The following is a 20449-nucleotide window of genomic DNA, read 5'->3' on the forward strand; positions in this document are numbered from 1 at the left end:
CCTACCGCCGCGGGTCGCTGCGTGCCACCCAGCCCCTCTCGTACGCGTGCCACCCCAGCTGGAGCCGGGTCGTCACACCCGCCAGCTCCATCAGGCCCTTCACCCGGCGCTGCACGGTCCGCAGCCCCAGGTCCAGCTGCTTGGCGACGCTCGCGTCCGTCATCCCCGCGAGGAGCAGCGAAAGCACCTCCAGATCGGTCTCGTCCGGCCCGTCGGCCGTGTCCTCGGCCACCGCCGACCCGTCCCGGCCGGCCCCGTTCCCGCCCGGCGCCAGCCGCAGGGGCAGCGCGTCGCGCCAGACCGCCTCGAAGAGTCCCGACAGCGACTCCAGCAGCCCACTGGCGTGTACGACCAGGGCCGCGGGCTCCGCTTCGCCCGCGGTCAACGGCACCATCGCCAGGGCGCGATCGGCGATCACCAGCTTCGTCGGTACGTGGTCCACCACCCGTACCTGTTCGTCACGGCCGAGAGCCGCCGACAGCTCGGTGATCCCGTCGGGCAGCGACAGCACCTCGCGTTCGATCACCACGCGGTAGCGGACGCCGCGCGTCACCACCCGCTCCTCGGACTCGTTGTCCACCCCCGTCACCACCACCGGCCTGCCGGTGACCAGCGCGCGGATCTCCTCGGCAGCGCCGAGCTGGAGCTGGTGGAAACGGTGCGCCACCGCGCTCGCGCCCGTCACCACCTCGACCAGATCGTGCACGGCGGGACCCGCCGACTCGGCGCGGTACTCCTCGGCCAGCAGTACGGCCGCCAGCTCGGCCCGCTCCAGCTCGTGCCGCTGCTGGGTGAGCAGCGCGCCCAGCGCCACGGCGGGCGGTGCGGCGACCCACCGTCCGGTCCTGGCCGACGACTGCGCGGCCAGTCCCTGCTGCTCCAGCCTGCGCAGCGCGCGCTCGGTGTCCTGCTCGGGTATCGCGAGCCGATGCGCCAGATCGGCGGCCTCGGCGGCGCCGAGCGCCACCAGCGCGCGATACGCCGACTCCTGTCTCTCGTCGAGACCTATCGCTCCCAGCACCCCTGCACCCCTCCCCGGACGCCCTTACGAAACCGGCGGGCCGTGGCGGATACCGGCCACGGCGTAAACCCGCCGCGCACATCATCCCCGTACCACGCGGCACTCTGCCAATGTGACGACATTGCCGGACCAACAGGCCCCAGGGATATGCCCCCGGCGTCACGAGTGTGAGTCCGGCTCCTTATGCCGGATAAACTGACTACCGGGACGTTCCTGTCGAACCCCGACGAGTCACTACGATTCGAATCGGCGTACGGTCGACGTACGGCCGGTTCCCGGCCCCGAATCCTGGTCGGCGCACCCGCTGCGCTCCGACCATCCGAACGTCCGCCGGGCGTCCTTCCCGTGGGGGGTGGGGTCGCCCGGCGGACTCGGGCAGCGTGGCCGCGACGTCATCCCGCCATGCCTCTTGTTTTTCGTGCTGTCCCGTTTTCTGACGGCCCGTGCGGTCGACAATAGGAGCATGAGCCAGCAGGGGGACCGGCCCGCCACCACCGACGACTGGTGGGGCCGGCTGTACGACGAGTCCGCGCCCGACACAGGTCCGGCCCGGACGCCGGACGACACGATCGACGACCGTTTCGACTCGGCGACGGACACCCTCGGCGGGGACGACGTGCCGTCGCCTCGGGATTACGGGCGCGCCGTCGACGCGATCGACGTGACCGACGACGATGACGAAGACGACGCGGGTGACGAGGACGAGGACGTCGGAGTCGCCGGCGGCGGTGGCGTCTCGCGGCCACTGGCCTGGTGGGAGCCGCACGGCGGCCACCAGTCCGTGATCCCGCCGCCCGAGCCCGCCCCCGCTCCCGAGCCCGTACGGACACCCCCGCCCCCGGTGGCCGACACCCCCCGCACGCCCCGGCCACGGGCGCCCTGGGAGCCGCCGCCCGCGACGTTCGACCCCGGCGACGCCAGACCGCTGCCGGGCGCCGTCGACCCGCCGCCCCCGCCCCACGACCCGCGCGCCGCCACCTACGAGCCCCCGCCCCCGACCCCAGCGCCTTCCCCGCCCCCGCCGTCGCCCCCATCCGCCGCGCGCCTCGGCTACGTCGGGGACAGCCCGCCCACCTACGACGCCGAGCCCACCGCGCTGCCCGCCACCGAGGCCGAAGGGCTCGACCGGCTCGTCGCCGACACCGTCCTCGACGGCGCCCAGTACGGCACGTACACGCTCCGCGCCGCCTCCATACGCGGCGACTCGGCGCGCTACCGCGGCGAGCCGCGCAGAGACGCCCTGCTCACCGCCCGCTTCGGCGCGGGCCCCAGCGCCCTCGTCCTGGTCGCCGTGGCCACCGGCGCCCGCGCCACCGAGGGCGCGCACCTGTCCGCCGCCGACGCCTGCCGGTGGATCGGGGGCGCCGTCGGCCGCAGCCACAGCCGGCTCTCCGAGGACATAAGAGCCGGCCGCCGGGGCGACCTGAAGTCCGGACTGCACCGGCTCACCGACCGTACGTACGGCAAACTGCGTGCCCGCGCGGCCGAGTTGGGACGCGAGCCGGAGGACTACACCGCGAGCCTGCGCTGCCTGCTGCTCTCCGCCGACCCCGACTGCCGGACCCGGGTCTTCTTCGGCGTCGGCGGCGGCGGGCTCTTCCGGCTCAGGGACGGCGCCTGGCAGGACCTGGAGCCGCTGGTCCCCGAGCCCTCCGCGATGAGGGGCGCACCGGTCGTCGGCTTCGGCTCCGCACCGGTCGGCGCCGCCGAACAGACCCCCGAGGGCGACCGCCTCACGATGGACCTGGAGATCACCAAGCCTCCCGGCCCGCTCGTGGAGACTCCCGTGCCGCCTCCGCCGGAGCCGTTCCGCTTCCGCGCCTCGGTGGCCCGTCCGGGCGACACACTCCTGCTGACCAGCGTCGGCCTCGCCGAGCCGCTGCGCGGTGTGCCCGCCGTGGGCGGCGAACTGGCCGCACGCTGGGCGTCCGGCGGGCCGCCAGGGCTCGCCGCGTTCCTGACGGACGTCGGGCTGCGGGCGAAGGGGTACGCCGACGACCGTACGGCCGTGGGGGTCTGGGAGGCGTAACGGCGCGGAGCGTGGGTTGATGGACAGCGGGTACCGGAGGGGGCACCGGGCCGGAGGCCAGTCGGCCACCGGACAGGCCCCGGCCCCGGACAGCAGAAGGGCGCGCTTCCATGGCCAGGCAGAACGTGGCGGAGCAGTTCGTCGGCATCCTCGCCCGCGCGGGTGTGCGGCGGCTGTACGGAGTCGTCGGCGACAGCCTCAATCCCGTCGTGGACGCCATCCGGCGCAACGCGGCCATCGACTGGGTCCAGGTCAGACACGAGGAGGCGGCGGCCTTCGCGGCGGGCGCCGAGGCGCAGGTCACCGGCAAGCTGGCCGCCTGCGCCGGCTCCTGCGGCCCCGGCAATCTGCATCTGATCAACGGCCTGTACGACGCGCACCGCTCCATGGCCCCGGTCCTGGCGCTGGCCTCGCACATCCCGACGGCCGAGATCGGCCTCGGCTACTTCCAGGAGACGCACCCCGAGCGGCTGTTCGAGGAGTGCAGTCACTACAACGAGATGATCTCCAGCCCGCAGCAGATGCCCCGGCTGGTCCAGACGGCCATCCAGCACGCGGTCGGCCGGGGCGGCGTCAGCGTGGTGACCCTGCCCGGCGACATCGCCTCCCAGCCGGCCCCGACGAGGGCGATCGAGCACGCCATCGTCACCTCCCGGCCGTCGGTGCGGCCCGGCGACCTGGAGATCGACAAGCTGGTCTCCATGATCGACGACGCGGACCGCGTCACCCTCTTCTGCGGCAGCGGCACGGCCGGGGCGCACGCCGAGGTCATGGAGTTCGCCGAGCGGATCAAGTCCCCGATCGGCCACGCCCTGCGCGGCAAGGAGTGGATCCAGTACGACAACAAGTTCGACGTCGGTATGAGCGGACTGCTCGGTTACGGCGCCGCGTACGAGGCCACGCACGAGTGCGACCTGCTCATCCTTCTCGGCACGGACTTCCCGTACAACGCCTTCCTGCCCGACGGCACCGACGTCAAGATCGTCCAGATCGACGTCCGGCCCGAACACCTCGGCCGACGCTCGCAGTTGGATCTCGCGGTCTGGGGCGACGTACGCGAGACGCTGCGCTGTCTGACGCCCCGCGTACGGATGAAGAACGACCGCCGCTTCCTGGACAGGATGCTCAAGAAGCACGCCGACGCGCTCGAAGGCGTCGTCAAGGCCTACACCCGCAAGGTGGACAAGCATGTCCCGATCCACCCCGAGTATGTCGCGTCGGTGCTGGACGAAGTGGCCGACGACGACGCCGTGTTCACCGTCGACACCGGTATGTGCAATGTCTGGGCCGCCCGCTATCTGTCGCCCAACGGCCGCCGCCGCGTGATCGGTTCCTTCAGCCACGGCTCGATGGCCAACGCCATGCCGCAGGCCATCGGCGCGCAGTTCGTCGACCGCGGTCGACAGGTCGTCTCGATGTCCGGCGACGGCGGCTTCGCCATGCTGATGGGGGACTTCCTCACCCTCGTCCAGTACGAACTGCCGGTGAAGATCGTGCTGTTCAACAACTCGTCACTCGGCATGGTCGAGTTGGAGATGATGGTGGCCGGGCTGCCGGCGTACGGCACCACGAACCGCAACCCCGACTTCGCCGCCGTCGCCCGCGCCGCCGGGGCGTTCGGAGTCCGGGTGGAGAAGCCCCGACAGCTCACGGGCGCGCTCAAGGACGCCTTCAAACACAAGGGCCCAGCTCTGGTCGACGTCGTCACCGACCCGAACGCCCTGTCCATGCCGCCGAAGATCAGCGCCGAGATGGTGCAGGGCTTCGCGCTCTCCGCCGGGAAGATCGTGCTGGACGGAGGGGTGGGCCGCATGGTGCAGATGGCGCGCTCCAACCTGCGCAACCTGCCCCGGCCCTGACCCCTCCCGCCCGGTGGGCTCCTACGCGGGCGTGAACCGCAGCGTCAGGATCTGGAACGGCCGCAGCTCCACCCGCAGACCGTCCGCCCCCGTCTCGGCCTCGTGCAGCGGACGCTCCAACAGGTCCGTCACCTGGGCCTGTACGACCGGGAAGCCGGTCCGCAGCGTGGCCGCCGCGCGGTTCCCGGCCGACTCGTAGAGCCGTACGACCACATCACCGCTCCGGTCCTCGGCGAGCTTCACCGACTCCACCGTGACCGCCGGGTGGTCGACGGAGACCAGCGGCGCCGACGAGGGAGCGGCAGCGACCCGCAGCGGCAGATTGAGCGCCAGACCCTCCCGGACCGCGTCGGTCACCTCGGCGCCCGGCGCCAGCGCGTAGCTGAACCGGTGCGTGCCCAGGTCCGTCTCCGGGTCCGGGCTGTGCGGCGCCCGCAGCAGCGTCAGCCGTACGGTCGTACCAAGACCCTCGTCGTGCGCGGTGCGGGTCACGTCGTGGCCGTACGTGGAGTCGTTGACCACCGCGACCCCGTACCCGGGCTCGGCGACCCGCAGCCAGCGGTGCGCGCAGATCTCGAACCGGGCCGCGTCCCAACTGGTGTTGGTGTGCGTGGCGCGGTGCACATGACCGAACTGGATCTCGGCGGTGGACCGTTCGGCGTGCACGTCCAGCGGGAACGCGGCCTTGAGTACCTTCTCCGACTCCTGCCAGTCGACCTCCGTGACGACGTCCACGCGGCGGCTGCCGGCCGCGAGCCGGATCTCCTGGACGATCCACGACGAGCCGAACGTACGGACCACCCGGACCGTCGCCCGCAGCGGTCCCTGCTCGACGAGCTGCACGGACTCCGCCTTCGTGAGGTCGGTGTGCCGGTTGCGGTAGTGCCGGTCGATGTCCCAGGCGTCCCAGTGGTTGGGGTGGTCCGGGTGCAGCTGGAGCAGATTGCCCCGGCTGCCCGGCGCCAGCACCTCACGGCCCGCCGTCAGGTCCGTCACGGAGGTGAGCAGACCGTCCCGGTCGACGGTGACCCGCAGCAGCCCGTTGTCGAGGGTGATCACGCCCGAGCCCTCGGCGCGCGTCGTCACGTCCGTGGTGCCGGCCGCCGTCTCGGCGGCGGTGAGCGTGGTGGCGCCCAGCGCGGGCACGCGCACGGCGACCGCCGAGCGGCCGTGGCTGTTCAGCGCCTGCACCGCACTGCCCTCGGAGATGTCGGCCGTGTCGGCCTCGACGACCTCCATCCGCTCGTACGGCGAGGTGTTGAGCACCGCCGCACCGCCGCCGCCGAGCGCCGCGACGGCCGCCGCCGTGATCTCCGTCAGCTCCTCGCGCACCGCCGCGTAGGTGTCCCTGGCCTCCCGGTGCACCCACGCGATGGACGAGCCCGGCAGGATGTCGTGGAACTGGTGCAGCAGCACCGTCTTCCACAGCCGGTCCAGCTCCTCGTACGGATACGCGTACGACGGCGTCCGCAGCGCGGCGGCCGTCGCCCACAACTCCGCCTCCCGCAGCAGGTGTTCACTGCGGCGGTTGCCCTGCTTGGTCTTCGCCTGCGTCGTGTACGTCGCCCGGTGCAGCTCCAGATACAGCTCGCCCGACCAGACCGGGGCCTTCGCGCCGTACTCCTCCTCGGCGGCGGCGAAGAACGCGGCGGGCTTCTCGATCTCCACGCGCGGCGAGCCCTCCAGGGACTTGAGCCGGCGTGCCTTCTCCAGCATCTCGCGGGTGGGACCGCCGCCGCCGTCACCCCAGCCGAACGGGACCAGCGAGCGCGACGCCCGGCCCTTGTCGGCGAAGTTCCGCTCGGCGTGGGCCAGTTCGGAGGCGTGGAACTGCGCGTTGTAGGTGTCGACCGGCGGGAAGTGCGTGAAGACGCGGGTGCCGTCGATGCCCTCCCACCAGAAGGTGTGGTGCGGCATCTTGTTGGACTGGTTCCACGAGAGCTTCTGTGTGAGGAACCACTTCACGCCCGCCAGTTTGGCCAGTTGGGGGAAGGCCGCCGTGTAGCCGAAGGAGTCCGGCAGCCAGATCTCCTCCGTCTCGACGCCCAACTCCTCCCGGAAGAAGCGCGTCCCGTGTACGAGCTGCCGTGCCAGCGCCTCGCCGCCCGGCATGTTGGCGTCCGACTCCACCCACATCGAGCCCACCGGCGACCAATTGCCGTCCGCCACAGCCTTCTTGATGCGCTCCCAGATGAGCGGCTGGTGCTCCTTGACCCACGCGTACTGCTGGGCCTGCGAACAGGCGAAGACCAGCTCCGGATACTCACCGGCGAGCGCGGTGACATTGGCGAACGTCCGCGACGCCTTCCGCACGGTCTCGCGCAGCGGCCACAGCCACGCCGAGTCGATGTGCGCGTGCCCGGCCGCCGAGACGCGGTGGGCGCTGGGCGCGGCGGGACTCGCCAGCACCCCGGCCAGCTCGGCGCGGGCCGCCACCGCCGTACCCGCCACATCGTGCAGATCCAGCGCGTCCAGCATGGACTCCAGGGCGCGCAGGATCTCGTGCCGCCGCGAGCGGTCGACGGGCAGCTCCGTCATCAGCTCCGACAACACCTCGATGTCGAGCACCAGATGCCACACGTTCTCGTCCAGCACGGCGATGTCGGCGGCGGCGAAGGTGTAGAGCGGCTGGTCACCGGCCGTCGTCACGTCCCCGAGCGTTGACGGCATGAAGTCGCCCGGCATCGACGGGTTCGCCGCCGCTTCGAGAAGTAGATGCACCGACTCGCCGCCCGCGGCGGGGGAGCCGACCGGAATGTGCCGGTTGCGCGGATGTACTCCCTTGATGGGCACACCGGCCGCGTCGTACACCATCCCCTCGGCCTGGAACCCCGGTCCCTCACCGGTGAAGCCGGGATCGATCACGACCTCCACGCGCCGCCCGGCGTACTCGTCGGGGACAACTCCCTCCAGCCGGAACCAACTGGTGGACCACGGCGGGCCCCAGGGCGTGCCGGTCTCGAACGGCGTGTACGTGCTCTGCAGAGCCTGCCCCACGGGCACCGGCTCGCCCGGCACCTCCCAGACCGAAAGGGCGAGCGGCGTCCTCGCCGCGTACTGGGCGGGGCGGATGAACTGGCGCAGGGCGCGCTCCAGTCGGCCCTCCACCAAGGTGCGGTCGTCGTGCATCAAGGCTCCTCAGGTCTACGGCTCGGCCTTTCGGAACGGCAGACTCCAGGTGTCCGGCCGATCTCGCAACCCCTCACTTCCCACGAGGAGCACCGGGCACTCGCCGTCACGCCGTCCCGGATCGTCATGCGTGGCCGGTGGCCAGTGGGGCATGCATCTCGGGGAGAGCGTTCAAGAGAGGAAGCTCGTACGGACAAGAGTGGCATGGGGGAGATGGGGGACATGAGAGGCACGGGGGAGCAGGCGCGACTGCTGCGCAAGCAGTTGCTCCGCAGAGTCGAGAGCGCCGATCTCACGGCGGTGCCCGAGGTGAGGCACGCGCTGCGCGAGTTGCTGAGCCACTGGCGGGCACGTGAATCGGCGGAAGTGGCGGAGCTGCTCATGAGCGAGCTGGTGACCAACGCGCTGGTGCACACCGAGCACGGAGCCGTCGTCAAGGCCACCGTCGCCGACTCCCGACTCCGGGTGGAAGTACGGGACTTCGAGGGAGCGCCGCCGACGCCGAACGAGCCGACCGACGACGACGGGACACACGGGAGGGGGCTGGTCCTGGTCGAGGGCCTTGCCGACTCCTGGGGGGTGCGGTCGCAGGGGCTGGGCAAGATGGTGTGGTTCGAGCTGAACGGCGAGACGGCCTGAGGTCTGCCGCTCCCCGTCGCTGACGCAGCCTCGGATGCCCGCAGCAGCACGGGCCCTGACGCCGCCACAGACGACGGACCGGCGCGACGGTCTCCCGTCACGCCGGTCGTGCACTCACCTGCGGTGTCGCTTCTCGCTCGGCACGGGCCCTCAGCCGAACTGCTGCTCCAGATGCCTGAGTTTGCGCTCCAGCGAGTCCAGCCTGGGCAGTGCCTGGGTGTCGTCCTCGGCGGTCAGGTCAACGGTGCGTGCCTCGTACCCTTTCACCGGCTGGAGGGAAGGCTGGGACCGTACGGGCGACGGGTCCGTTTCGTAGAGCCCGGCTATGACGGGCTCCGGAGAGGCGGCCCCGACGGCGGGCGGTGAGCCCGTTCCGGCGCCCACGGCCGGTACGGCCGCCGCTGCCGGCAGCTCCACCTGGCGGCCACGGCCGCGCCCCCAGGCCCGGTGCTGACGGTTGAGCGCCTTGATCCTCGCCCGGCCCAACTTCTCCTGCTCGCGCCGCTGGTGCCTCTTCTGTTCCTTCTGCCTGCGGTCGTCGCGCACCTCGTCGACCGCCTCGTCCAGCGTGCGTACGCCTTCGAGCAGCATCAGCGACCAGGCGGCGAACGTCTCACGGGGCGCCCGCAGCCAGCGGACGATCCGGATCTGCGGCAACGGACGGGGCACCAGGCCCTGTTCGCGCAGCGCGGCCCTGCGGGTCTGCTTCAGCGCCCGGTCGAACAGCACGGCGGCCGAGAGCGACATGCCGGCGAAGAACTGGGGCGCTCCCGCGTGCTCCAGACCGCGCGGTGCGTGGACCCAGTTGAACCAGGCGGCGGCACCGGCGAACGTCCACACCAGCAGCCGGGAGCCGAGTGCGGCGTCGCCGTGGCTGGCCTCACGCACGGCCAGCACGGAGCAGAACATCGCCGCCCCGTCGAGGCCGAACGGGACGAGATACTCCCAGCCGCCGGAGAGGCTGAGGTTCTGCCGGCCGAAGCCGACAAGCCCGTGGAAGGAGAGCGCGGCGGCCACCGCGGCACAGCAGAACAGCAGCAGATAGGAGGCGCTGCCGTAAATCGCTTCTTTTCTTCTGCGGCGCTCCTCGCTGCGCTCCCAGGAGTCCTCGGTCGCGGTCTTGGCGCCGGCGTTCTTGCCGCGCACGATCAATGCCACCGCCACCAGGACGCCGATGAGCATCACGCCGCCCGGAAGCAGCCAGTTGAGCGGTGATTCGGTCAGTCGCATGCGGTGTCCCTTGCATCGCAGTGGGGCGTCTCGGGCGCCATATTGGCCGAACCACGGCTGCGCGCAGGAGGGTTTCGGGACAAGAGAACGCCAACGAGGCGCAAGGATACGCGCATTGGAGGGGTCCGCTCGAACGCACCGGCGAGGGGGCCGAGTTGGGTTCTAATATGACCCGCCGTCATGCCACCCGGACGGTGGCATGGTTCAACGAACCCCGCAGAGGCGTCAGTTGCCGGCGGCGGTCAACCGCCGGACCCGGTCGGAGTCGCACGTACGGGGGCAGGTCACGCAGGTGTCCTCGGGGCGCAGCGTGTAGAAGAGACAGCAGCTCGCCCGGTCCCTGGTCGGCAGCGATTCGCCGCCGGGGCCGCGCAGTTCGCGGAAGCCCGCCGTACCGACGTACGGCTTCGTCGTGCCCGGCAGCAGCAGCTCCAACTCCGCCATCGCACGCCCCTCCTCACCCAGCAGATGCGCGACGTACCAGAGCCCTTCGACGATCTCGTCCGTCGCCATGCCCCACAGCGCGTGGTTACGGCGCCGCATGCGGGGCCCGAACGCGGCGAGCACCGGGCCGAGATGCTCGGCCACGGCCGACCGCACCTCCGCGCGCAGCGCCTCCTCGTCCGGTACGACCCTGGCGCCCGGCAGGGCGGCGGCCGGGTCGTCGGGCAGACAGGCGAACTCGTCGACGCGGACGGCCATCCGGCCCCGCGTCCGCTGGAAGGACACGTTCTCCACCGGCACCCGCGGTACTCGGCGGCTCACGAACCACGGCACGGTGATCAGCAGGCAGGCGGGCCAGGCATAGCGGTGCAGCCCGAAGGTGGCGACGACGTCCGGCCGGGCCCGCCGGCCGTAGTCACGGATCACCTGCGCCTCGTCCCAGGCGAGGAACGTGTCGACGGCGGGGCCGCCCGCCGCGAGGTCGGTCGCGCGGACCCAGCCGTCGTCCGTGCCCGGCCGTTCACTGTCCGTCAGCTCGTCGATGCCCAGTGAGGGGAACACCTCGGTCAGTCGCCGGTAGGCATCGGCGACCGGCGAGACGTACCGGCCGGGCAGCAGAGCGCGCGCAGACATTCCTGGGGACCACCGAATCGCGATCGATTGAAGGTGAGGCTTACCTTACCCGACACGACAGATGTGTAACTGTCACCCTGTCCGCCTATGGTGCTCCGGAGGCCCGGCCCGCGCGAGCCGGGGTGGATACGAGCTGGTGGGAGGTGGAGGCGCGATGGAGCAGGACAGGGCACACGACGAGACGACCGTGCCCTCACCCCGCCAGGAGCCGGCGCCGAAGCGGGTCCCCGAGCAGGCGCGCGGCGAGATCAGGCACGGCGAGCACCCGCAGGGCGCGCGCCGCAAGGTCCACCGCCACTCCGTACGCGGCCAGATCCTCGACGCGCTGCGCACCGCCCTCGTCAGCGGTGAGCTGGTGCCCGGTGAGGTCTACTCCGGCCCCGCGCTCGGCGAGCGTTTCGGGGTGTCGGCCACCCCCGTGCGCGAGGCCATGCAGCAGCTCGTACTCGAAGGCGCCGTCGAGGTCGTGCCCAACCGGGGTTTCCGGGTCACCGAGCGCACCGCCGGCGATCTCGCCGAGCTGGCCGAGGTGCGCGGGCTGATCGAGGTCCCGGTGGTGCTCGGGCTGGCCCGTACCGTCGCCCCCGAGCGCTGGGCGGAACTGCGCCCGCTCGCCGAGGCCACCGTCACGGCCGCGGCGACCGGCGATCTCGCCGCCTACGCCGACCACGACCGCGCCTTCCACGGCGCGCTCCTCGGCCTCTCCGGCAACCGGCAGCTGGTCATGATCGCCGACGATCTGCACCGCCGCGCGCAGTGGCCGCTCGCCGGCGCACCGAGGACGATCAGGGCCGCGCTCGTCGCGGACGCCGCCGAGCACTCCGCCCTGCTGGACGCGCTGATCGCCGCGGATCTGCCGGTCGTGCGGTCGCTCGTCCGGGAGCACTTCACGGGCGGCGCGGGCTGACACCCCGGCTGACATCCCGCCGCGGGACACGGGAGCGATCCCCGGCTTTGGCACCGCGCGCGTGTACGGGTAGCGTCACTCACTCTTCATCTTCCGGTCACCCACACCACAGGACGTCATGCGCGCCAGCAGTGTTCGTCAGCCAACCGCCACTGCCGACCGGTCAGGACTCGCGGGCCGGGACCGGCTGCCGTCCCTGACCGGCCTGCGGTTCTGGGCCGCGTTGATCGTGGTGCTCTACCACCTGTCCCGGCAGGTCGGCGAGATCCCCGGCCTGAGCGAGGCCACGTGGTACGGGCGCAGCGGCGTCACCTTCTTCTTCGTGCTCTCCGGCTTCGTCCTCGCCTGGACCTACGACGGCCAGCGGGTGTCCGCCAAGGTCTTCCTGTGGCGGCGCTTCGCCCGCATCTGGCCGCTCCTCGCGGTGACTTCGGCGGCGTCGGTCGCCGTCTGGATCGCCATCGGCAAGGAGGTGTCCACGAAGGCCGTACTCGCGACGCTGCTGATGGTGCACGCCTGGTTCCCCGACACGGTCATCCAGAAGGGCGCCAACCCGGCGGCCTGGTCGCTGAGCGACGAGGCCTGGTTCTATCTGATCTTCCCGCTCCTGATGATGCTGCCGCTGCTGAGGTCCGGCCGGGGCCGTCGCTGGGTCATGGTGACGATGTCCGTCGCGCTTGTCGGGGTGTGGTTCGCCAGCGCGCTGATCGAGACCGGTGCCACCCGCGTCTGGCTGCTCGACTACTTCCCGCCGACGCGCATGCTCCAGTTCGTGATCGGTGTGGCCGCCGGTCTCGCCATCAAGCGCGGCGGGCGCTCACCGGTCGGGCTGCCGGCGGCGATCGGTCTGGTCGCCCTCTGGCATCTGGCGCTCGTCCCGTGGCGCGACGCCGTTCCCGACAGCCTCTGGTACAGCCCGTACAGCGCGTCCCAGCTGCTCTCCGCGCCGATCTTCGCCCTGCTGGTGTGCGCGGCGGCGCAGGCGGACCTGCGGGGCAGCCGTACCGGGCTCGGCGGGCCGTGGGCGGTACGGCTGGGGCACTGGTCGTTCGCCTGGTACCTGGTGCATGAGATCGTCATCCGCGCGCTGCTCGCCCGCTACGGCCGTACCGAGTCCCTGGTCACGACCGCCGGGTTCTGGCTGCTGGCGATCGTGATCAGCCTGGCCGTCGCGGGGATGGCGTACCAGTGGGTGGAGCACCCGCTGGAACGGCTGCTGCGGAAGGCGGGCCCGCAGGCGCGCAAGCCGGCGCCGTCGGACGACGAGGACCGCACGGGCGTGGCCGGCGGTCCCCACGCGGCGACGTCGGGTTCGACTCAGTAGGGGCCAGGGCCTCCTGCCGGCCGCTCAGGCGGCGGTGCGCGGTGCGAGCTGCGCGGCCAGCCATGTCGGTACGCCGTCCAGCAGCCGGAACAGCCGTCCAGCCTCCGCGCGCAACCGCGCCGCCTCCGGCTCCGGTTCGGCGTCGGCCAGCGCGGCGAGCGCCGGAGCCGTACCGACCAGATAGCCCAGCTCCTCCCGGATCCGCAGCGACTCGCCGAAGCCGTGCCGAGCCTCCGCCAACTCGCCGTCGCGCAGGGCGAGTCCGGCCAGATGACGCCAGGTGAAGGAGAGCAGCAACGTCTGACCGTGCGCGGTCGCGCCCGCGTGGGCGCGCCGGTAGGCGGCGAGCGCCGACTGCGGGGAGTCCGAGAGATGTTCGGCGATCAGCCCCCGGCGGAAGTCGAGCAGCGGCCGGCCGGGCGCCGTCGGCGCGAGCAGCGCGGCGGCCCTGCCGAGCGCGGCACGCGCCTCGTCCGCGCGGTCCCGCACACCGAGGATCGTGGCCGCGTACGCGAGATGACCCCGCTCGCTGGCGGCGCCGCCGCGTTCGTCGTCCTCCCGCGCGGTGGCCTCGGCGACCCGCAGCGCGTCCTCGGCCTCGGGCCAGCCCTCACCCGTGAACAGGCACCGCTCCACCAGCAACGACGCCCGCTGAAGCGCGGGCGCGGCTCCCGGACGGGATGCGAGCAGGGCGGCGGCGTCGGCCCAACACCCGCGCGAGCGCAACCGCCATACCGCGGTCTGGAGTGGATCGTCCCCGGCAGTGAATCCGGAACCAGACATGGCGGTATCCGCCACATTGCCCTCCCCGAGCGCGCCATTGTGCTGTTGAGTTCTCCCGCATCTCAGCACGGATCGGCACGCCGGGCCAATAGGTCAGGTGAAAAAATTCACAATGCCTTGGTCAACAAGGGGTCGACAACGGGCCGTTGGACGCTCCGTCAAGGCCGCCGTGAGCACCCTCAGACCGACCTGTCATGACCGCCGTCACCTGGGCTGACCAGCGAGAGTCACCCGTCGGCGGGCGGTGGGGAGTTCACCACGGGGACGGCCACGGCCAGGTCCGCGCCGAGCAGTTGGATCTCGCCACGACCGTCAGGGGTGACGGCGGTCAACATGGCACGGGGTGACGGTCACCAGTCGCCGTGCCGCCCCCTCAGCTCATCCGGAGCGCCAGGAAGAAGTCCAGCTTGTCCTCCAGGCGTGCCAGGTCGCGGCCCGTCAGCTGTTCGATGCGGCCCACCCGGTAGCGCAGCGTGTTCACATGCAGGTGCAGCCGGGACGCGCAGCGGGTCCAGGAGCCGTCGCAGGCGAGGAACGCCTCAAGTGTCGGGACCAGTTCGGCGCGATGGCGGCGGTCGTAGTCGCGCAGCGGGTCGAGCAGGCGCGCCGTGAACGCGCGCCGTACGTCGTCCGGGACGAACGGCAGCAGCAGCACGTGCGACGCCAGCTCGTGGTGGCCGGCCGCGCACACCCGGCCGGGTCGGGCCGCGGCCACCCGGCGGGCATGGCGGGCCTCCTCCAGCGCGCCGCGCAGGCCCTCCGCCGAGTGCACGGCCGCGCTGACGCCGAGGGTCAGCCGGCCGTCGTCCGCGAGTCCGGCGGTCAGCGGTTCGCGTACGGCCGCCAGCAGCGCATCGGCCTGGAGGCCCGCGTCCGCCGGTCTCGCGTCCGCCGGTCTCGCCTCCGCGCCCGCCCCCTCATCGGCGCCGGACGGCACCGGCACCGGCGTCGGCATCGGGACCAGCGCGATCGCCTCGCCGCCCGCGTACGCCACCGCGACCCGGTCGCCCGGCTCCGTGCCCGCCGTCGCCGGATCGACCAGGATCTCCTCAAGCAGCGACTGGGCGACGGCGCCGGTCCCGTCCGCCCCGGCCGTGTCGCCCTCGCCCTCCCAGTCGACCCGCGCCACCACGATCTGCCAGTGCGGGGCCGTCCCCTGGCCGGGCAGCAGCACCGGCGCCGCCACACGCAGCCGGGCAGCGATCTCCGCGGGCGGGGCGGCCGACTTGACGAGCTCCAGGATCTCCTGGGCGAGCCGGCGCCGTACCGCACGCGCGGCGTCCCGCCGGTCCCGCTCCACCGCGATCAGCTGCGTGACGCCCTGGAGCAGATCCAGCCGGGGCGCGCCCCACTCACCGGCGTCCGCCTCCACGGCCAGCAGCCAGTCCGACAGGACACTCTCGCGTACGTCCCCCGCACCCGCCGCACCCCCCGGACCCCGTACCGGAAACAGTGAGTACGTCGTCCCGCCCAGCTCCACCCGGTACGGCGCCCGCCGCTCCCCGCGCGTAGCCGTCAGGTGCTCCGCCGCCAGCGCCGCGCCCGCCGCGGCGGACAGCGGCTTCTCACCGGCGATCCGCCGCCCCGTGGGCGAGAGCACCCAGGCCCGCATGTCGAGGTCCGTACCGAGCAGATCCAGCACGACCTCCGGCCCGCCGCCGGCCGGACCCGATGTCATCAGCCTGCGGTGCCGGTCGACGACGGCGGCCAGATCCCCGGCACGCTCGCCGGACACCTGCCGCACCACGTACTCGGTGATCGACGCGAACGCGACGGACTCGCTCACCGCGAAGAGCGGCAGCCGGTGCCGGGCACACGCCCCGACCAGGTCGTCCGGGACCACGCCCAGTTCGGCCTCACCGGCCGCGAGCCCGGCGACCCCGGCGCCCGCGAGGAGCCGCACGAAAGGCTCGGAGTCCTCGGGCGTACGCCGCCACGCCAGGCCCGTCAGGACCAGCTCACCGCCCGACAGATAGCGGCTCGGGTCCCGTAGGTCGGTGGTCATCACACCGCGTATGGTCCGGTCCAGCTCGTCCTGGCCGCCGAGCAGCCGCAGGCCCAGCGCATCGGTTTCCAGCAGGGCGCGCAGCCGCATCTCGTCGCCGCCGATCTGTCTCGTCGTCCTGAGTGAGCACGTAGGTGAGCACGTTGGGTGTGCTGCGGCGGTCCGCGAGCGTTTCGCCGCGTCGCCATTTGTTTGAATCTACAAGACCCGGAAGCGGCCCAGGCAACTCCTTCATGGTTTCGGTGACTGCACCGGACGGAGCACGGTCCGGTGTACTTGGGCCACACAGCGTTAACAGCTAGTGAATATCCGCATGAGACAAAGACCAGCAGTCGAGACTCCGGCCGTCCCCGGGCTCCAGTGAACGACCGATCACATGAACGACCGATCACGAATGAAGAGAGCCAGGTATGGACTTCCTTCGCCCCGCCGGCTGGGAGGAGGCGCTCGCCGCCAAGGCCGAGCACCCCACCGCCGTCCCCATCGCGGGTGGCACCGATGTCATGGTCGAGATCAACTTCGACCACCGGCGGCCCGAGTACCTCATGGACCTGAACCGCATCGGCGAACTGAGCGAGTGGGCGGTCGGCGAGAAGCACGTCCGGCTGGGCGCCTCCGTCCCGTACACCCGGATCATGGAACACCTGCGGACCGAGCTGCCCGGACTGGCGCTCGCCTCGCACACCGTCGGCTCGCCCCAGATCCGCAACCGCGGCTCCGTCGGCGGCAACCTCGGCGCGGCCTCGCCCGCCGGGGACGCGCACCCCGCGCTCCTCGCCGCGGGCGCCGAGGTGGAGGTGGAGTCGGTACGCGGCATCCGCCACATCCCCGTCGAGGAGTTCTACACGGGCGTGAAGCGCAACGCGCTGGCCCCCGACGAGCTGATCAAGTCCGTCCTCATCAAGAAGGCGTCCGGGCCGCAGCAGTTCTCCAAGGTCGGCACGCGCAACGCGATGGTCATCGCGGTCTGCGCGTTCGGCATCGCGCTGCACCCCGACAGCCGCACCGTGAAGACCGGCATCGGCTCCGCCGCGCCCACCCCGCTGCGCGCCCGCGCAGCAGAGGACTTCCTCAACGCGGCGCTGGAGGAGGGCGGCTTCTGGGACAGCGGCAAGGTCATCACCCCGTCCGTCGCCAAGCAGTTCGCCGACCTCGCGTCCGGCGCCTGCAACCCGATCGACGACGTGCGCGGCACCGCGAGGTACCGCCGCCACGCGGTGGGCATCATGGCCCGCCGCACGCTCGGCTGGACCTGGGAGCAGTACCGGTCCACCGGCACCACGCTTGAAGGAGCTGCATAACGATGCGCGTGAACTTCACCGTCAACGGCCGCCCGCAGGAGGCCGACGACGTCTGGGAGGGCGAGTCCCTTCTCTACGTCCTGCGTGAGCGCATGGGCCTGCCCGGCTCCAAGAACGCCTGCGAGCAGGGCGAATGCGGCTCCTGTACGGTCCGCCTCGACGGCGTGCCCGTCTGCGCCTGCCTCGTCGCGGCCGGTCAGGCCGAAGGCCGCGACGTGGTCACCGTCGAGGGCCTGGCCGACTACGCGAAGCACCGCGCCGACACGCATCCGGGCGACTCGTGCGCCTCCGGCGGCGGCTGCGGTACGAGCCTCCAGCAGGCCCGGCGGTGGCAGGCCAGGGGCACCGGGGGAACCGACTCCCAGACCGGCGAGGGTGGAGGCGTTTTCCCGCGTGCCACACTCTCTCCGATCCAGGAGGCGTTCATCGACGCGGGCGCGGTCCAGTGCGGCTTCTGCACCCCCGGACTGCTCGTCACCGCCGACGAGATGCTGGAGCGCAACCCCTCGCCGTCCGACGCGGACATCCGCGAGGCGCTGTCCGGCAACCTCTGCCGCTGCACCGGCTACGAGAAGATCCTCGACGCGGTGCGCCTCGCGGCGGCCCGGCAGTCCGAGGCGGTCTGACCATGGCGACCACGGGCACACCCACCGACATCACACAGGGCTCGCAGACCAAGGGCGGTATCGGCGAGTCCACGCTCCGCCCCGACGGCACCCTCAAGGTCACCGGCGAGTTCGCGTACTCCTCCGACATGTGGCACGAGGACATGCTCTGGGGCCACACCCTGCGCAGCACCGTCGCGCACGCCGAGATCCGGTCCATCGACACCGCCGAGGCCCTGGCCACCCCCGGCGTCCACGCGGTCCTCACCTACGACGACCTGCCGACGGACGTACGGCGGTACGGCCTGGAGTTCCAGGACACCCCCGTCCTCGCCCACGGCAAGGTCCGCCACCACGGCGAGCCCGTCGCGATCGTTGCCGCCGACCACCCCGAGACCGCGCGCCGCGCCGCCGCCAAGATCCGTATCGACTACGCCGACCTGCCGCTCGTCACCGACGAGGCCTCCGCCACGGCCGAGGGCGCGCCGCTGGTCCATGAGAACCGCGACGACCACCACGCGGAGCACGTAGCGCACCCGAACATCGTGCACCGCCAGCCCATCGTGCGAGGCGACGCCGACGAGGCCGCCGGGCGCGCCGACGTGATCGTCTCCGGCGAGTACGTCTTCGGCATGCAGGACCAGGCGTTCCTCGGCCCGGAGTCCGGCCTCGCCGTGCCGGGCGAGGACGGCGGCGTCGACCTGTACGTGGCCACGCAGTGGCTGCACTCGGACCTCCGCCAGATCGCCCCCGTCCTCGGCCTGCCCGAGGACAAGGTCCGGATGACGCTCTCCGGCGTCGGCGGCGCCTTCGGCGGCCGTGAGGACCTGTCGATGCAGATCCACGCCTGCCTGCTCGCGCTCCGCACCGGCAAACCCGTCAAGATCGTCTACAACCGCTTCGAGTCCTTCTTCGGGCACGTCCACCGCCACCCGGCCAAGCTCTGGTACGAGCACGGGGCCACCAAGGACGGCAAGCTCACGCACCTGAGGTGCCGGATCGTGCTGGACGGCGGCGCGTACGCCTCCGCGTCCCCGGCCGTCGTCGGCAACGCCTCCTCGCTCTCCGTCGGCCCGTACGTCGTCGAGGACGTCGACATCGAGGCCCTGGCCCTCTACACCAACAACCCGCCCTGCGGCGCGATGCGCGGCTTCGGAGCCGTACAGGCGTGCTTCGCCTACGAGGCGCAGATGGACAAGCTCGCCGCCGAGCTCGACATGGACCCGGTGGAGTTCCGCCGCCTCAACGCGATGGAGCAGGGCACCCTCCTGCCCACCGGTCAGCGCGTCGACTCGCCCGCCCCCGTCGCGGAGTTGCTGCGCCGCGTCAAGGCGCGCCCGCTGCCGCCCGAGCGGCAGTGGCTCACGGCGGGCGAGGCGGCAGACGTACGGGCGCTGCCCGGCGGGCTCTCCAACACCACGCACGGCGAAGGCGTCGTACGCGGTGTGGGTTACGCGGTGGGCATCAAGAACGTCGGTTTCTCCGAAGGCTTCGACGACTTCTCCACCGCCCGCGTGCGGATGGAGGTCGTGGGCGGCGAGCCGGTCGCCACTGTGCACACCGCGATGGCGGAGGTCGGCCAGGGCGGCGTCACCGTCCACGCGCAGATCGCCCGCACCGAACTGGGCGTCGCGCAGGTGACGATCCAGCCGGCCGACACCCGTGTGGGGTCCGCCGGTTCGACCTCCGCGTCCCGTCAGACGTATGTCACGGGCGGCGCGGTCAAGAACACCTGCGAGCACGTCCGCGAGCGGGTATTGGAGATCGGCCGCGTCAAGTTCGGTACGTACCACCCCGCTTGGGCCACGGCCGAGCTGCTGCTCGAAAACGGCAAGGTCGTCACCGACGGCGGCGAGGTCCTGGCCGATCTGGTGGACGTCCTGGAGGGGGAGTCGGTCGATCTGGAGCTGGTGTGGCGCCACCGCCCCACCGAACCCTTCGACCTGCGTACGGGGCAGGGCCGCGGCCATGTCCAGTACTCGTTCGCCGCGCACCGCGCGGTGGTCGAGGTCGATACGGAGCTGGGCCTGGTCAAGGTGGTCGAGCTGGCCGTCGCACAGGACGTCGGCAAGGCGCTCAACCCGCTCTCCGTCCTCGGCCAGATCCAGGGTGGCACCACCCAGGGCCTGGGCGTGGCGGTCATGGAGGAGATCATCGTCGACCCGAAGACCGCGAAGGTGCGCAACCCGTCCTTCACGGACTATCTGATCCCGACCATCCTCGACACGCCGACCATCCCCGTCGATGTGCTCGAACTCGCCGACGAACACGCGCCGTACGGGCTGCGTGGCATCGGCGAGGCACCGACCCTGTCGTCAACTCCGGCTGTGCTCGCGGCGATCCGTGCCGCCACGGGTCTGGAGCTGAACAGGACACCGGTACGGCCGGAGCACCTGACCGGCACCTGAACGGGAGTGCGAACCGACGCACCTGACACGCAACACCCTTGTAGAGAAACCCAGTTCGCCTCGGGCCGTCCCCCGGGTCGTGCAGCCCACCCAAATCCCGCATCGGAAGTCTCTTCGCGGGTGCCCCTGTGA

Annotated in this window: 14 protein-coding genes; 8 read left to right on the forward strand and 6 right to left on the reverse strand. The window is 71.8% G+C overall.

Going from position 1 to position 20449, the window contains the following annotated elements; all coding sequences use genetic code 11:
* Nucleotide 1: 1 nt before the first annotated feature.
* The gene (locus ACIBLA_RS03310) at nt 2–1021 is read right to left on the reverse strand and encodes a helix-turn-helix domain-containing protein (protein WP_363239722.1); all 1020 of its coding nucleotides are present in this window, start codon (nt 1019–1021) and stop codon (nt 2–4) included.
* 463 nt (nt 1022–1484) lie between these two features.
* Between ACIBLA_RS03310 and ACIBLA_RS03315 the strand changes: the two genes are divergently transcribed.
* Both ACIBLA_RS03315 and ACIBLA_RS03320 read left to right on the forward strand, forming a co-directional pair.
* Nucleotides 1485–3050, forward strand: coding sequence for a protein phosphatase 2C domain-containing protein (locus ACIBLA_RS03315; RefSeq protein ID WP_399197634.1), 1566 nt, complete (start codon nt 1485–1487; stop codon nt 3048–3050).
* Nucleotides 3051–3160: 110 nt separating this feature from the next.
* Nucleotides 3161–4909 carry a pyruvate dehydrogenase gene (locus ACIBLA_RS03320; RefSeq protein WP_363239724.1) on the forward strand — a complete coding sequence of 583 codons (1749 nt, stop codon included), beginning with the start codon at nt 3161–3163 and terminating at the stop codon, nt 4907–4909.
* 21 nt (nt 4910–4930) lie between these two features.
* Here ACIBLA_RS03320 and ACIBLA_RS03325 read toward each other — a convergent pair whose 3' ends face one another.
* Nucleotides 4931–8038 (reverse strand): alpha-mannosidase, encoded by a 3108-nt coding sequence (locus ACIBLA_RS03325; RefSeq protein WP_399197635.1) that lies wholly within the window; start codon nt 8036–8038, stop codon nt 4931–4933.
* A 222-nt stretch (nt 8039–8260) separates the two neighbouring features.
* Here ACIBLA_RS03325 and ACIBLA_RS03330 point away from each other — a divergent pair, with 222 nt between their 5' ends.
* Nucleotides 8261–8677 carry an ATP-binding protein gene (locus ACIBLA_RS03330; RefSeq protein WP_363239726.1) on the forward strand — a complete coding sequence of 139 codons (417 nt, stop codon included), beginning with the start codon at nt 8261–8263 and terminating at the stop codon, nt 8675–8677.
* Nucleotides 8678–8827: 150 nt separating this feature from the next.
* On the opposite strand, the gene ACIBLA_RS03335 is transcribed toward ACIBLA_RS03330, so the two are convergent.
* Nucleotides 8828–9907: a DUF2637 domain-containing protein gene (locus ACIBLA_RS03335; RefSeq protein ID WP_363239727.1), complete on the reverse strand. Its 1080-nt coding sequence runs from the start codon at nt 9905–9907 to the stop codon at nt 8828–8830.
* Nucleotides 9908–10132: 225 nt separating this feature from the next.
* Nucleotides 10133–10984, reverse strand: a complete 852-nt coding sequence (locus ACIBLA_RS03340; protein WP_363239728.1) for a (2Fe-2S)-binding protein — start codon at nt 10982–10984, stop codon at nt 10133–10135.
* Between the two features lie 154 nt (nt 10985–11138).
* Here ACIBLA_RS03340 and ACIBLA_RS03345 point away from each other — a divergent pair, with 154 nt between their 5' ends.
* Both ACIBLA_RS03345 and ACIBLA_RS03350 read left to right on the forward strand, forming a co-directional pair.
* Nucleotides 11139–11891, forward strand: a complete 753-nt coding sequence (locus tag ACIBLA_RS03345) for a GntR family transcriptional regulator (RefSeq protein WP_363239729.1) — start codon at nt 11139–11141, stop codon at nt 11889–11891.
* 118 nt (nt 11892–12009) lie between these two features.
* A complete protein-coding gene (locus tag ACIBLA_RS03350) occupies nt 12010–13215 on the forward strand; it encodes an acyltransferase (protein WP_363239730.1) in 1206 nt (401 codons plus the stop codon).
* 24 nt (nt 13216–13239) lie between these two features.
* Here ACIBLA_RS03350 and ACIBLA_RS03355 read toward each other — a convergent pair whose 3' ends face one another.
* Together ACIBLA_RS03355 and ACIBLA_RS03360 are read right to left on the reverse strand one after the other, a co-directional pair.
* On the reverse strand, nt 13240–14013 hold the full coding sequence (locus ACIBLA_RS03355) for a hypothetical protein (RefSeq protein WP_363239731.1): 774 nt from the start codon (nt 14011–14013) through the stop codon (nt 13240–13242).
* Nucleotides 14014–14371: 358 nt separating this feature from the next.
* On the reverse strand, nt 14372–16093 hold the full coding sequence (locus tag ACIBLA_RS03360) for a PucR family transcriptional regulator (RefSeq protein ID WP_399197636.1): 1722 nt from the start codon (nt 16091–16093) through the stop codon (nt 14372–14374).
* A 320-nt stretch (nt 16094–16413) separates the two neighbouring features.
* Here ACIBLA_RS03360 and ACIBLA_RS03365 point away from each other — a divergent pair, with 320 nt between their 5' ends.
* Genes ACIBLA_RS03365 through ACIBLA_RS03375 form a run of 3 tightly spaced genes read left to right on the forward strand, consistent with a single transcriptional unit; the run spans nt 16414 to nt 20317 of the window.
* Nucleotides 16414–17304, forward strand: coding sequence for a xanthine dehydrogenase family protein subunit M (locus tag ACIBLA_RS03365; RefSeq protein ID WP_363242914.1), 891 nt, complete (start codon nt 16414–16416; stop codon nt 17302–17304).
* A 2-nt stretch (nt 17305–17306) separates the two neighbouring features.
* Nucleotides 17307–17930, forward strand: a complete 624-nt coding sequence (locus ACIBLA_RS03370) for a (2Fe-2S)-binding protein (protein WP_399197637.1) — start codon at nt 17307–17309, stop codon at nt 17928–17930.
* Nucleotides 17931–17932: 2 nt separating this feature from the next.
* Complete coding sequence (locus ACIBLA_RS03375) at nt 17933–20317, forward strand: molybdopterin cofactor-binding domain-containing protein (protein WP_363242912.1); 2385 nt, start codon at nt 17933–17935, stop codon at nt 20315–20317.
* Nucleotides 20318–20449: the final 132 nt, after the last annotated feature.

The organism is Streptomyces sp. NPDC050433, assembly GCF_044458565.1.
In the GTDB taxonomy this organism is placed as follows: domain Bacteria; phylum Actinomycetota; class Actinomycetes; order Streptomycetales; family Streptomycetaceae; genus Streptomyces.

Bases quoted from the DNA above. Each gene is read 5' to 3' on its own strand.
- ACIBLA_RS03315 (WP_399197634.1), top strand. From the start codon at position 1,485: ATGAGCCAGCAGGGGGACCGGCCCGCCACCACCGACGACTGGTGGGGC.
- ACIBLA_RS03320 (WP_363239724.1), top strand. From the start codon at position 3,161: ATGGCCAGGCAGAACGTGGCGGAGCAGTTCGTCGGCATCCTCGCCCGC.
- ACIBLA_RS03325 (WP_399197635.1), bottom strand. From the start codon at position 8,038: ATGCACGACGACCGCACCTTGGTGGAGGGCCGACTGGAGCGCGCCCTG.
- ACIBLA_RS03330 (WP_363239726.1), top strand. From the start codon at position 8,261: ATGAGAGGCACGGGGGAGCAGGCGCGACTGCTGCGCAAGCAGTTGCTC.
- ACIBLA_RS03335 (WP_363239727.1), bottom strand. From the start codon at position 9,907: ATGCGACTGACCGAATCACCGCTCAACTGGCTGCTTCCGGGCGGCGTG.
- ACIBLA_RS03340 (WP_363239728.1), bottom strand. From the start codon at position 10,984: ATGTCTGCGCGCGCTCTGCTGCCCGGCCGGTACGTCTCGCCGGTCGCC.
- ACIBLA_RS03345 (WP_363239729.1), top strand. From the start codon at position 11,139: ATGGAGCAGGACAGGGCACACGACGAGACGACCGTGCCCTCACCCCGC.
- ACIBLA_RS03350 (WP_363239730.1), top strand. From the start codon at position 12,010: ATGCGCGCCAGCAGTGTTCGTCAGCCAACCGCCACTGCCGACCGGTCA.
- ACIBLA_RS03360 (WP_399197636.1), bottom strand. From the start codon at position 16,093: ATGCGGCTGCGCGCCCTGCTGGAAACCGATGCGCTGGGCCTGCGGCTG.
- ACIBLA_RS03365 (WP_363242914.1), top strand. From the start codon at position 16,414: ATGGACTTCCTTCGCCCCGCCGGCTGGGAGGAGGCGCTCGCCGCCAAG.
- ACIBLA_RS03370 (WP_399197637.1), top strand. From the start codon at position 17,307: ATGCGCGTGAACTTCACCGTCAACGGCCGCCCGCAGGAGGCCGACGAC.
- ACIBLA_RS03375 (WP_363242912.1), top strand. From the start codon at position 17,933: ATGGCGACCACGGGCACACCCACCGACATCACACAGGGCTCGCAGACC.